This window comes from Clostridium sp. CAG:221 (genome assembly GCA_000435835.1).
GTDB lineage: Bacteria > Bacillota > Clostridia > Clostridiales > Clostridiaceae > Clostridium.
Genome location: FR883355.1, coordinates 1 through 13,247, shown reverse-complemented (window position 1 = coordinate 13,247; position 13,247 = coordinate 1). Strand labels below are relative to the sequence as shown.

Annotated in this window: 12 protein-coding genes and 1 riboswitch; of the genes, 1 reads left to right on the top strand and 11 read right to left on the bottom strand. The window is 30.2% G+C overall.

The annotated features are described in order from the left end of the window. Positions 1-63: 63 nt before the first annotated feature. The 11 genes from Q5O44_RS00725 to metA all read right to left on the bottom strand — a co-directional run bounded on the left by Q5O44_RS00725 (position 64) and on the right by metA (position 11,232). On the bottom strand, positions 64-873 hold the full coding sequence (locus Q5O44_RS00725) for a formate/nitrite transporter family protein (RefSeq protein WP_022166466.1): 810 nt from the start codon (positions 871-873) through the stop codon (positions 64-66). 66 nt (positions 874-939) lie between these two features. Continuing rightward, the gene (locus Q5O44_RS00720) at positions 940-1,737 is read right to left on the bottom strand and encodes a sirohydrochlorin cobaltochelatase (RefSeq protein WP_022166465.1); all 798 of its coding nucleotides are present in this window, start codon (positions 1,735-1,737) and stop codon (positions 940-942) included. Positions 1,738-1,931: 194 nt separating this feature from the next. Next, on the bottom strand, positions 1,932-2,393 hold the full coding sequence (locus Q5O44_RS00715) for a chemotaxis protein CheX (RefSeq protein ID WP_022166464.1): 462 nt from the start codon (positions 2,391-2,393) through the stop codon (positions 1,932-1,934). 96 nt (positions 2,394-2,489) lie between these two features. After that, entirely contained in the window at positions 2,490-3,779 is a 1,290-nt protein-coding gene (gene hemL, locus Q5O44_RS00710; protein ID WP_022166463.1) for a glutamate-1-semialdehyde 2,1-aminomutase, read from the bottom strand. After that, entirely contained in the window at positions 3,779-4,753 is a 975-nt protein-coding gene (gene hemB / locus Q5O44_RS00705; protein WP_022166462.1) for a porphobilinogen synthase, read from the bottom strand. Before hemB ends, hemL begins: the two co-directional genes overlap by 1 nt. Then, complete coding sequence (cobA, locus tag Q5O44_RS00700; protein WP_022166461.1) at positions 4,746-6,221, bottom strand: uroporphyrinogen-III C-methyltransferase; 1,476 nt, start codon at positions 6,219-6,221, stop codon at positions 4,746-4,748. Before cobA ends, hemB begins: the two co-directional genes overlap by 8 nt. Positions 6,222-6,232: 11 nt before the next feature. Continuing rightward, entirely contained in the window at positions 6,233-7,105 is an 873-nt protein-coding gene (gene hemC, locus Q5O44_RS00695) for a hydroxymethylbilane synthase (RefSeq protein WP_022166460.1), read from the bottom strand. Then, on the bottom strand, positions 7,074-7,742 hold the full coding sequence (locus tag Q5O44_RS00690; protein ID WP_022166459.1) for an NAD(P)-dependent oxidoreductase: 669 nt from the start codon (positions 7,740-7,742) through the stop codon (positions 7,074-7,076). The genes hemC and Q5O44_RS00690 overlap by 32 nt, the downstream gene beginning before the upstream one ends. Continuing rightward, on the bottom strand, positions 7,703-8,896 hold the full coding sequence (gene hemA / locus Q5O44_RS00685) for a glutamyl-tRNA reductase (RefSeq protein ID WP_022166458.1): 1,194 nt from the start codon (positions 8,894-8,896) through the stop codon (positions 7,703-7,705). The genes Q5O44_RS00690 and hemA overlap by 40 nt, the downstream gene beginning before the upstream one ends. 295 nt (positions 8,897-9,191) lie before the next feature. Further along, positions 9,192-10,061, bottom strand: coding sequence for a 4Fe-4S binding protein (locus Q5O44_RS00680; protein ID WP_022166457.1), 870 nt, complete (start codon positions 10,059-10,061; stop codon positions 9,192-9,194). Between the two features lie 247 nt (positions 10,062-10,308). After that, positions 10,309-11,232, bottom strand: a complete 924-nt coding sequence (gene metA / locus Q5O44_RS00675) for a homoserine O-succinyltransferase (RefSeq protein WP_022166456.1) — start codon at positions 11,230-11,232, stop codon at positions 10,309-10,311. A 123-nt stretch (positions 11,233-11,355) separates the two neighbouring features. Beyond that, a riboswitch (purine riboswitch) is annotated at positions 11,356-11,458 on the top strand. A gap of 30 nt (positions 11,459-11,488) precedes the next feature. On the opposite strand from metA, the gene ade reads away from it, so the two are divergent. Then, positions 11,489-13,225 (top strand): adenine deaminase, encoded by a 1,737-nt coding sequence (ade, locus tag Q5O44_RS00670; protein ID WP_022166455.1) that lies wholly within the window; start codon positions 11,489-11,491, stop codon positions 13,223-13,225. Positions 13,226-13,247: the final 22 nt, after the last annotated feature.

Genomic DNA, 13,247 nt, shown 5'->3' with positions numbered 1-13,247 from the left:
AAGACTGTTGACACTTTGTCAACAGTCTGAAAAGATACAGCGGAAGCTGTATCTTTTTTTTTATTACGCTGCTAATTTTTCTTCTTCTTTTTTAGCTTTTTTCTTATCAGTGATGAAGTAGTATGGTAGTCCTACAAATAATACTCCACCTACAAAGTTTCCAAGTGAAACCCAAGCTATATTATGGAACCAACCAGCAATTGTAACTGCTGCATCATGTGGTAATAGTAATCCCATAGTTAGGAATCCCATATTAGCAACACTATGTTCAAATCCTGCAGTTATAAATGTAAATAGGCACCAGAAAATCATTAATATTTTAGCAGTTTCTTCTTTTAATTTATAGCACATCCAAGTTGCTAAACAAACTAGTATGTTACAAAGTAATCCTCTTAAAAATAGTTGTCCACCTGGAGTTGACATTTTTATAGCAACTTGTTCTACTATAAACTCACCTATATAATCACTTTTTCCTGAAGCAGCTCCACTGTAAACATATAAGAATGCACCTATAACACCACCCATAATATTTCCAATCCAAACTGCAACCCATATTTTAACCGCATCTAACCATGTTACTTTCTTTTCTAAAGCACCAATAGTCATTATCATCGCATTACTAGTAAATAAATCTCCACCTGCCATAAACACTAAACTTAAAGCCACACCAAAACATAAGCCCATAACTATTTTGTATGTTCCTATATCAGAATGATGCATTATTCCACCGATAGAATAAATTAGCATAATTCCTAAGCTTACAAATAAGCTTCCAAGCATTGCTGATGTTAAGTACTTTGGTACACTTTTGTTAAATAATCCAATCTTAACTTCAGCTGAATGAGATAAATTATCAATCTCTCTTCTGTACATTACTACATCCTCCTCTAAATCACTTTTTTTTATCACACCTATATGACTTAATAATAATACAACTTTTTAACCTCTTTGTAAATTGTCAGAAAAGTCAAGCATTTCAATATACAACTTGCGTATTTCATTATACTGAAGCAATGAATTCATCAAGCATTCAACCCTTAACCCCTCACTTTCTAATATACTCTTCCAAGAATTCTCTCCTTCAGATATATCCATTATTATATGCCTTCCCTTCATAAGAAAAATTGGAATAATCAATATATTTTTAACTTTATTCTTTTTAATTTTCTCTATAGCTTTTTCTAAAGAATTTTTTCCTTCCAAAGTTGCCATATATATCTTTACTTTACTCATTCTCTCAGTTTTCTTTTTTATTTCATTATAAATTGAGCTATCATTCACCTTAGAGCCATGACCTGCTATTAATATATTAGAATATTTTTCAGAATACTTCTTAATGATATGAGCAGTTTCATTAATAGCTTTCTTATTAAAGTCTTTCTCTTCACCAAATAAATTCCTTTTAATAATTAATTTACTAAAATAACTTTCATATAAAGAAACTATCTCTCTAAGTTTTAAATTTTCACAACCATCCATCATATAAATAGGCTGAATGATTACTTCTTCAAATCCATTTTCATGCAAGTGCTGAAGACTCCCTTCCAAATCCCTTATGGCATATCCTTTTTTATGAAGCTTACTTACAATAATTTTTGAAGTAAAAGCAATCTCTACTTTTATCCTAAAATTAAAATGCACCTCTATATCCTTTTTCAGGATTCCTATACTTTCTTCAATCCCCTTAATATCACTACTACCAAAAGCACAAAGTAATACAGCTCTATTACTCCTCATTTTTACCTCCATAATTCATTATAAAAATTTACTACTATTTTTACAGTATCTCCTTTAAATTTTAAATAAATACTATTACTAACTTATCATTACATTACTTCTAAAGATTCAGTATGAGTAAAGTAAATAATTTTCTTATTTTTCAGCAAAAAATAAAAGACAGTTTATCTTGTATTAAGATAAACTGCCTTTAATTAAATTTTTTCTAAAGATATATTCATATCAATAACTACATCATTTGCTGCCATTTCTACTGAAATAACTTTATCAGTACATGCATTAGCACTAAATTCACCTTTCATAAGTGTAGGTGTTGATATATCAATTTGAATTCCTTCTAAAGAAAAGTTTGTTGCTACATTTGCTGTTAACATATTTACTAATTCTGATATGGCACTTTGTGCTAATTCATCCAGTTCATTTACAGGCATTCCCATCATCATTGCTGATGCTACCTTCTTGGCATCTTCTTCAGTCATGGCATATATTACATTACCTTTAACTGCCCCAAAAATCCCAATAATAACTATTACACCTGGACTTTTTATACTTCTCCCCTTTAAGCTTACATTTCTTCTTGAAATTTCCGTAAGTCCAAATTGTGGCATAATATTTACGAAAGCTTGTAAAAATGGATTAATATATTTTTCATTCATAATTATTAAATACCTCTACATTAATTATTTTATAATGTAATAGTCGATTAATTTTAACAATTTTTAACCCCTTTTTGCAAAACTTTCAAATTACTATTATTTTTTGCTAATATTTTCTGCAAATTCTTTAAAGGCTGATAAGAATTTCTTAACATGCTCTTCATTATGCTCACTACTTAAGAATAACGCTTCAAACTGTGATTGTGGAATATTTATTCCATTCTTATTCATACATAAGAAATACTTTTTGAACATTTCCAAGTTACAGCTTTTAGCATCTTCATATGTCCTTACAGCATCCTTGTCAGTAAAGAATATAGTCATCATCCCACCAAATCTATTTACCACTACATTTATATTATTTTCAGATGCAATATTTTCTACACCTTTTTGTAGCATTTGTCCTATATGATTTATCTTCTCATATATTTCTGGATGTGATTTTAATATATTAAGAGTAGCTAAACCTGCTGACATAACTATTGGATTTCCAGACATAGTACCAGCTTGATACACTCCTCCTAAAGGTGAAAGATTTTCCATTATTTCTTTTCTTCCTCCGTAAACACCTGCTGGAAGTCCACCTCCCATTATCTTAGCATAAGTTATAAGATCAGGTCTTACATTAAATAATTCTTGTGCCCCTTTAAAAGCAACTCTAAAGCCGCTCATAACCTCGTCAAAAACAAGCAGTGCACCATACTCATCACAAAGCACTCTAAGTGTTTCCATAAATTCATTATCAGCCTTAATAACTCCCATATTACCTGCTACTGGTTCGATTATAACAGCTGCAATATCATCACCGTAAGCTTCAAATAATCCCCTTACTTGTTCAGCATCATTATAAACACCAATCAGTGTATTTTTTATACTATCTTGTGGTATACCAAGAGATCCGGCAATACCTTCTGTAAGCACGCCTGAACCTGCTTCTACTAAGAATCCATCAAAATGCCCATGATAGCAGCCAGCAAATTTGATTATTTTGTTTTTCTTGGTATATCCTCTAGCTAGTTTTATGGCACTCATAGTTGCTTCTGTTCCTGAGTTAACCATTCTTACCATTTCTACATTATCCATTTCCTCACAAAGAAATCTTGCCATTTGAAGTTCTAATTCAGTTGGTGCTCCAAAGGCTATTGCGCTTTCACTAATTTCTTTTATAGCAGTGACTACCTCATCATTACAGTGACCTAATATCATTGGCCCCCATGCTAATACGAAATCAATATATTCCTTACCATCTTCATCTTTGATAATTACACCTTTTCCGCACTTCATTACTGGAGGATTTATTCCCATATCTCTATATGCCCTTACTGGTGAATTAACTCCCCCTGGCATATATTCATTTGACTTAGCAAATATTTCTTCATTTCTCATTAGTTATTGTCCTCCTTTAGCCATCTTGCTGCTTCTAATGCATAATAAGTCATTATCATTTTTGCCCCAGCTCTTTTCATGGAAATAAGCATTTCTAAAGCAACTCTTTTTTCATCAATTAGTCCTGCTTCTCCTGCATTCTTAACCATTGCATATTCTCCACTGACATTATATACGCATAAAGGTACATCATAGCGGTTTCTTGCTTCTCTTACTATATCAAGATATGACATAGCTGGCTTAACCATTATTATATCTGCTCCTTCATTTATATCTGCTTCAATTTCCAGCATTGCTTCTCTTGAATTAGCAGGATCCATTTGATATCCCTTTCTATCACCAAATTGTGGTGCTGAACCAGCAGCCTCTCTAAATGGTCCATAAAATCCTGAGGCATATTTTGCTGCATAGCTCATTATAGGCGTCATTTTAAAGCCATTATCATCTAAAACCTTTCTAATATATCCTATTCTTCCATCCATCATATCTGATGGTGCAATCATATGAGCACCTGCTTTAGCATGTGATAAAGCTATCTTTCCTAAATACTCTAAAGTTTCATCATTATCTATACTTTTACCATGAAGGATTCCACAGTGTCCATGATTTGTATATTCACACATACATACATCTGTTATTATATATAGTTCATCATCTAATTCCCTAAGCTTTCTAATGGCCTTTTGAACTATTCCATTTTCATTATAAGCTTCTGTTCCCTTACAATCCTTATGTTCTGGCACTCCGAATATTATTACAGATCTTACACCTGTTTCCTTTAATTCCTTTACAAGCTCACCTAGCCTATCTACTGACCAATGGTAATTTCCTTTAAGAGAACTTATTTCTCTTTTTATATTTTCTCCCTCTACTACAAAAATAGGAAGTATAAAATCTTTTACACTAAGCTCATTTTCTCTTACAAGATCTCTTATGATAGCAGTATCTCTTAGTCTTCTTCCTCTTCTAAACATGATACTCCTCCTTTATTCCTATTATTTCTTCTAAGAACCCTTCTTCTGAATGCTTCTTACAAGTATAACAATGAAGATCATTAGCCTTTAATGCCTTTGCAGTCTGACCACCAATAGCTATTAATATCTTTCTGCCTATTTCTTCTTTTCCAAATACATTAATCATATTATATACAGTGCTTGGACTTGTAAATAATACATAATCTACTTCTTCAAAAGCCTTTCTATTTTTCATATCTCCACATACTGTATCATAAGTATGAACTCTATCAACCTTTAACCCTAAAGCTTCTATTTCTTCCTTTAAATATTCTCTGCTACTTGAAGAACATGGAATAAGCACCTTTTCTCCTTTTTTCAAGTATGGCTTAAGAACCTTAAATAATCCCTCACCTACAAATTCTCTAGCCATGATAAATGGCATTACTCCTCTAGATTCTAAGGCTTTTCTTGTTGCTTTTCCTATGACTGAAAAATTAGCTTTAATACTTCTAATATCAATTTGCTCTTTAACTAGATAATCAAAGAACATATTTACTCCATTTACAGAAGTTAAAATTATATGATCATATTTATCAATCTTTTTCTTTACTTCATTTAAATTATCCATTGTTGGCTTTATCTTTATTGAATTAATTTCTGTAACTTCTGCACCTAAATCTCTCAGTCTATTTTTTAAGTTTGAAGATTGCTCTCTTGATCTAGTTATGCAAATATTAGCTCCAAATAAAGGTTTTTTCTCATACCATGATAATTTTTCATTTAATGCTACTACTTCTCCAACTACTATAATACATGGAGACTTTAATCCTGCTTCTCTTGCTTTTGCGCATATATTATCAACAGTACCAATAACTTTCTTTTGCTTAGATGATGTACCTCTCATAACTATAGCAGCTGGAGTACTACCATCCTTACCATTTTCAAGTAAATTGCTCATTATTCTTTCAATATTTTCAAGCCCCATCATAAATACTAAAGTACCTGTTTCCTTTGCTAGTGCCTGCCAATTAATTTTTTCACCAGCTGCTGTCATACCAGTTATTATATGAAACCCTTGTGACATTCCCCTTTGAGTTATAGGAATTCCTGCATAATTAAGTACTGCTATTGGTGAAGTTACTCCTGGAATAACTTCAAATTCTAAGCCTTCTTTTTGTAATGATAGAACTTCTTCGCCACCTCTACCAAATACATAAGGATCTCCACCTTTTATTCTACCTACTATATGACCATCTTTTACAAGTTTCACAATCATCTCATTTATTTCTTCCTGTGTCTTATAATGACATCCCGGCTCTTTTCCACAATAGTATATTTCACAATCTTCCTTTAAATAATTTAATATATTATTAGATACAAGTCTGTCATAAAGAACTGCTGTACATTTTTCTAATACTTTTACTGCCTTTATAGTTAATAATTCTTCATCTCCTGGTCCTGTGCCAATTATATATGCTTTGCCCATTTTCAAGCCTCCTATACTTCTAATATGCTTTCTGCTAATTTTATTCCTAATTGTATATTATCATCTTTTTTCCCAGTTATATCTTTAACAATTATTTTTCCATTAACTTCAAATGTTCCTATCATATAAAGATCATCATTTTTTATTTCAGCATAGCATCCTATTAATGTATGGCATCCACCATTAAGCCTCTTCATAAAACTTCTTTCTGCTTCTACAGCAGTTCTAGTGTCTTTATCATCTAATGCTTTAAAATATTCTTTGCTTTCACTATTTTTTAAACACTCAATTCCTAATGCTCCTTGACCAACAGCTGGTATGAATACCTTTGGATCTAAATATTCTGTTATAATATCCTCCATGCCAAGTCTCTTGAGACCTGCTGCTGCAAGTATTATCCCATCCATACCTTCATTTTTCATCTTTTCTAATCTTGTGCCTACATTCCCTCTTATAGGTACAATATTTAAATCATTTCTTATCTTTTTTAATTGTACTGCTCTTCTAATGCTACTTGTTCCAATTATAGCTCCTTTTCTTAAATCCTTTAAGGCAATTCCATCTCTTGATACAAGAACATCTCTTACATCTTCTCTTTCTGGCATTGCTACTAATTCAAAATCTTCTGCTAATTCATATGGCACATCCTTCATTGAATGAACAGCTCCTTGTGCTTTTCCTTCCAATAGAGCAAGTTCTATTTCTTTAACAAAAAGACCTTTACCACCAATCTTATCTAAAGTTACATCTAGTCTTTTATCCCCTTCAGTAACTACTAATAACTTTTTTGCATCTATTTTATGTTTTTCTTTAAGAATTGCCATAACAGTTTCTGTCTGTGTCTGTGCAAGCTTACTTTTTCTTGTTGCTAAAATCAATTCCATTTATTTTCTCCTTATAAAATAACTCTAATACTATTTTCCCCTTGCCTTTATCAAATATATATTTAAAATCTTCATTATTAACAAAAGAAAGTAGTTTTAGCTTTTCTGCTTTTTCCATAACAACAGTATTTCTTATAACTCCTGTAAATTTCATAAAATCATCATATGATTCTATTTCCTTTTGAAGTTTATCAGCAAGCATTACTGCACCCTTGGGATTACCAACCTTGGTATTTATACTTAGTGAAATATTCTTACTTTCTCTTTTCACTGGAATTACTCCCATGCCATTTTTAAAATTTGAAGAATTAATATATATTTTAGCTAAGGAATTACAGTCACTTATTATATTATCTATAGTTTCTTCATCTGATATGGCTATTATTACAATATGCTTATCTTCAATAAACTTTTTATCATATTCTTTTTTTATTAATGTCACCGAAATGCTATGAAAATCCTCAATAAATTCTCTTGATAATACTTCCACTTCCACTCCACTATTACTTAATGTTCTTGCTTTAATATATGAACCTCTTCCTCCTCCAATAATACCAACTCTTAAAGTATTAGCAAAGAAAGTTATTGGCATATATTCTATTTTTTCGTAAATATCTCCGTCAAAATTTTCAGACATTCATCTTCCCTGCCTTTTGCCCTTTCATTTTTCAAAACTTTTATGGCTCTATTTATATAATAATCTGACGTGCTTTTTATAAGTATTTCTGCTAACTTGGCATCTTCTTTATCCTTACACTTATTTTCAAAAGATTTAACTCTATCTCTTACAATAAAGTTGCCTAATTCTTTAAATTCTTTAATATAGTTGGTAACACTTCTTAAATTCAGCCAATTCATATAATCTTTTATGTATTTATCAATAATATGTTTATTTTTTTGCATTCTTTCAATTCTTAAATGCTTATTTTCATCATCCAATTTACTTATCTTATCAATATCTAAAAGCTGTACTCGTTCATAACTTTCAAGCTGTGGAGCAATATCTCTTGGCATAGCTAAATCTATCAGCAATATATCCTTGCCTTCCTTATTTATATGATATTCTTCAACCACTAGATGACTGGCTGCTGTGCAGCTTATTACTCCATCCATTTCATTTAATTTTTTCCTAGCTTCATCATAACTTAATATTTTCACTCTAGTGTCAGTTATTTTTTCTACCTTACTTTTATCCCTAACTACAATGTTTATTTCTTTAATCTCTGTACTTAAAGCATATTTAACCACTAGTTTCCCTATAGTTCCATAACCCATAACCATTAATTTTTCAGCATTATTTTCCATAATCTTATTTACTGCAATAGAAGAGGATGATACTGGAATCTCATAAAGCTTGGTATCATTTCTAAATCTTTTACCACAACTTATAGCATCCTCAAAAAGCCTTATAAGCACTGAATTTATATAACCTTTTTCCACGCTTTCTAAATAAGCATCTCTTATCTGCCCTAAAATTTGATCTTCACCTAATATCCTAGAATGGAACCCACAAGCAAGCTCAAATAAATGTTTTACGGCATTTTCACCTTCTATGTAGAACACATACTCTAATAGGCTCTTATCCCAATTTAAAATTTCAAATATTAATTCCTTATTTATGTCTTGACCTTTAAAGTAAATTTCTGTTCTATTACATGTGCTTAATATTACAAATTCATCAGTAATATTTTTTAATGAATTACTTATTAAATCTTTAGTTCTTGGTGAAATCACTAATTTTTCTCTAATACTTACATCTACACCCTTTTTTATTCCGATTAGACCTAACATACTTCACCACCTACTTTTATTTAAAAACATACTTATAATTATATACACTCTCTAATCCATTAACAACTTTTCAGCATAATTTAAATTAATAATAATTATTATATAGCTAAAAAAAGCTTCTAAAAAGAAGCCCTTTTTATAAATTATGAATTATGAGTGATGAATGATGAATTAATGAATAAATTCCTCAACGGAATTTTAAAAAATATATTTTTCAGAAATTCTGTAAGAATTTCATCCATAATTCATAATTCGTAATTCATAATTCATCATTAACTAAGTTCATCATTATCTATTATTTTCCGTCTACCATTTCTAAAACTCTATTTACAAAGGTTTCTGCCCCTATTCTGTCTAATGTTTTAGAAAGTCTTTCTTCTGTTTGTCCTAACTCTTTGCTAGCTTCCACTATCTTATCTATTACAGGGATAATTTCTTCTTCCTTAAAGATTCTACCTAAGGAATCACCAAGTCTCATTTCCCTACCGAATCTTCCACCAACAAATATTTCAGCTCCCTTTTCCTTTGCTGTAGCTGCATTTAAGTTGCAAGCTCTTACACATCCTCCGCAATTAACGCAAAGTTCTTCATCCTTAATAACCTTTTTATCTACTACTTTTAATGCTTTTTGTCTGCATGCACTTACACATAATCCGCAACCAACACATTTTTCTAAATTAAATTCTGGTACATTTCTACCTATTATCCCTATATCATTTATATTTACTTTTGAACAGTTATTTGCACAACCTGCTATATTAATTTTAAACTTATGATTCATATCTGCTGCAAAATATTTCTCTTCTAATTGTCTACATATTTCTTGTGTATTAATATTTCCATGAAGGCATACAGTACCTTTACAAGAAACTAAAGGTCTCACCTTTCTTCCTGTACCACCATGTCTTAAACCTAATTTTTTTGCTTCTTCCATAAAGCTTTCTACATCAGTATCCTTTATCCATGGAATTTCTAATTGAAGTCTAGTAGTAACCCCTACATAGCCTCTTCCATATTTATCAGCAAGATAATTAATATTTTTCATTTCCTCTGTAGTATAATTTCCTGCCTTTGATAATATTCTTACTGAAAAATACTCCTTATCATTTTGTAATAAAAACCCTAAAGCTTTAAGTTCATTTTGTCTCTTTTTATTAACTCCCATTGTTTTCTCCCCTTTAATTATTTCATCTTAACTTTTACACCTTTATTTTCCATATAATTATATCATGTTTTATTTATAACATTTTATTATAATTTCCTATGCTATTAATTAATTTTATTAATAATTCCATTGAATATATCTTACTTATTGACTTTTTAAGTATAGGAAAGGAAGCTTAAATTTTATCAACTTTAAATTTAAGCTTCCTTTTTCTACTTTGTTATATTTTTAGTAAATAATTATACTTTTATATATTATTTAAGTTATTTAAATCATATGGTGTATTTTGGTATACACAATAATTAAGCCAATTACTAAAAACCACACTGGCTGTTCCTCTCCAAGTTACCATAGGCATATTATTAGGATTATCCTGATAAAAATAGTTTTTAGGCATATTTATTTGTATACCTTTATTTATATCTCTAAAATATTCTTCCTTTAAGGTTTCTCTTTCATATTCTAAATGTCCTGTTATAAATACCTGCCTTCTATCTTTATTAGCTACTATAAATACACCAGCTTCTTCAGATTCTGATAATATTTCCAGTTCTGGTATCTTAATAATATCTTCTCTCCTTACTTCTGTATGCCTAGAATGTGGTGCATAAAAGACATCATCTAATCCTCGAATTAAATCTATACCTCTATTACATTTTACATGTTTAAATACTCCAAACATTTTTTCCTTTAACTCATATTTAGGTATATTATAATGATAATATAGTCCTGCTTGTGCTCCCCAGCATATATGTACTGTTGAAAATACATTGCTTTTGCTCCATTCCATTATTTCCTTTAGCTCAGTCCAATATAGTACTTCTTCATATGGTAATTTTTCAACGGGAGCCCCAGTTATTATCAACCCATCAAATTTTTCATTTTTTATCTCTCTAAAAGTACTATAAAACTTCTTCATATGATCTACTGAAGTATTTTGACTTGTATAACTTTCAGTATTTAATAGTGTAATTTCCACTTGCAGTGGTGTATTAGATAAATATCTAAGTAATTGATTTTCTGTTTGAATCTTTTTAGGCATTAAGTTTAAGATAGCTATTTTTAAAGGTCTTATATCTTGCGAAACAGCTCTTTCATCATTCATTACAAAAATATTTTCCTCACTTAACACCTTAAATGCAGGTAAATCTCTCGGAATCTTTATTGGCATTTTTTCTCCCCCTTTTCCTCTATTAAATCATATTTTTGCCATATTTTGAATATTTATTATTAACTTAAATTTAATACCACCTTTTTTTATAAATTATTCTTTGACATATTCACGTATGATTACTATAATATAAACAATAACTTTCGTATAAGCTTAATAATATGGTTTAAGCGTTTCTACAATATCGCCGTAAATGATATTTGCTATGAATAAAAGTCCACGAAGGTTTGATACATATGAAGAGGTGGATTTATTAATGAAAAAAGAGATATTTATAAAAAACATACAAGCTGCATCTAAACAGCTAATTTCTGATTTAGTTATAAAAAACATCACTGTTGTAGATGTGTTTCAAAACTCTACATTCATTTCTGATGTTGCAATTTGTGGTGAATATATAGTAGGTATAGGTGAATATACTGGCAAAACAGAAATTGATGGTACTGGAAAGTACATTTGTCCTGGCTTAATAGATGGACATGCTCATATTGAAAGTTCACTTTTAACACCTAAAGAATACTATAAAGCTGCATTACTTCATGGAATAACTTCTATGATTGTTGATCCTCATGAAATTGCAAATGTATTAGGTATAAAAGGCATTAATCTTATGATGGATTTAAGTGAAAACTTACCATTAGATTTTTACTTTATGCTTCCTTCTTGTGTTCCTTCAACTCCTTTTGAAAATTCTGGTGCTATATTAAATAGCTTAGACCTAAAACCATTATATGCATCTAAAAAAGTTTTAGGACTTGCAGAAGTTATGGATAGTCCATCAGTTATCAACTGTAGCCAACATATGATAGATAAGCTTTATGATGCAGTTAAAAACAATTCTATTATAGATGGGCATGGAGCTGGCTTTGATATTGATAAAATAAATAGCTATACTGCTGCTTATATAAAAACTGATCATGAATGTCACACTTATGAGGAGCTTATTGAAAGAGTCCGTAGAGGAATGTACGTACTTATCCGTGAAGGTACTGTAGCTAAAAATTTAAATGAACTAGTTAAAGGTGCTTCCATCCATAACAGCAGAAGACTTTGTCTCTGTACAGATGATAAACATATAGATGATTTATTAAGAAATGGTTCCATTGATAATTCAATTAAAATGTGTATCAGAGAGGGACTTCATCCAGAAACAGCAATTCAAATGGCCACTTTAAATACTGCTGAGTGTTATGGTTTAAAAACAAAAGGTGCCATTGCTCCTGGATATATAGCAGACTTTATTATACTTGATTCCTTATCAACATTTAAAATTTCTTCAGTTTATAAAAATGGCGTGCTTGTAGTACAAGATAATAAACTTGTTGATAATATAGCTGAAGAGGTAATGGACATTAATATTGAGTCAACTATTAATATTCCAGATCTTACAGAGAAAAACTTTAATATTTCTCTTGAAAATAAAACACAACTAAATATAATGGAAATAATACCTAACAACTTAGAAACTAATCATCTTAAAATAGATATTTCATCATTAAATTTAGATAAAACTTTCATTCCTTCTATTGATAAAGATTTATTAAAGATAGCTGTAATAGAAAGACATCATAATTTAGGTAATGTAGGTTTAGGGATAGTTAAAGGATTAAAATTAAAATCTGGTGCTATAGCAACTACTGTAGCTCATGATTCTCATAATTTAATTGTATGTGGTACTAATGATGCTGATATGATTCTAGCTTGTAATGAAATTAAGCGTTTAGGTGGAGGAATAGTTGTGGTGGAAAACGGCACAGTTCTTGCTTCATTAAAATTAGAAATTGCTGGCCTTATTACTAATAGAAAAGCTCATGAGGTTATCGATGATTTAGCAAAATTACATGCTGCCATTGATAAAATTGCTCCATCATTAAACTTCAATCCATTTTTAACTTTATCATTCTTATCACTACCAGTTATACCTGATATAAAAATTACTGACAAAGGTCTTTTCAATGTTAAAACCTTTGAATTTATAAATATAGCTGAATAAAAAAACTACCACGAAAGTGGTA